Source organism: Bacillus sp. SIMBA_005 (assembly GCF_046535585.1).
Lineage (GTDB): Bacteria > Bacillota > Bacilli > Bacillales > Bacillaceae > Bacillus > Bacillus pumilus.
The window spans coordinates 1-250 of the sequence record NZ_JAWRWI010000859.1; the positions used below are offsets into that span (position 1 = coordinate 1).

The following is a 250-nucleotide window of genomic DNA, read 5'->3' on the forward strand; positions in this document are numbered from 1 at the left end:
CTTCATCCGAGAGGGCCTCGCCCAGATTCCGGACGGCATGGGAGTGTTCTTGGCGATTGCGCTCTCGCTGCAGCTCATCTATCTCGTCATCGTGGGTGCGGCACTGATGTCGATCGGCGCGAGCGCGCGTTCCAACCATCTCGGTTTCGGCGCGCCCGTCATCGGCGGCGTTGTCACCTACGTCGTGATGACCGCGGTGAGCTTCGTGGCGATGCTGCTCGTACCGCTCGGCATCGCGATAGGCGGCCCG

At 64.8% G+C, this 250-nt stretch carries 1 protein-coding gene; it reads left to right on the plus strand.

Annotated elements, in window-relative coordinates:
- A partial coding sequence (locus SB660_RS22510; protein ID WP_410584704.1) for a hypothetical protein occupies positions 1-250 on the plus strand: 250 nt, incomplete at both ends.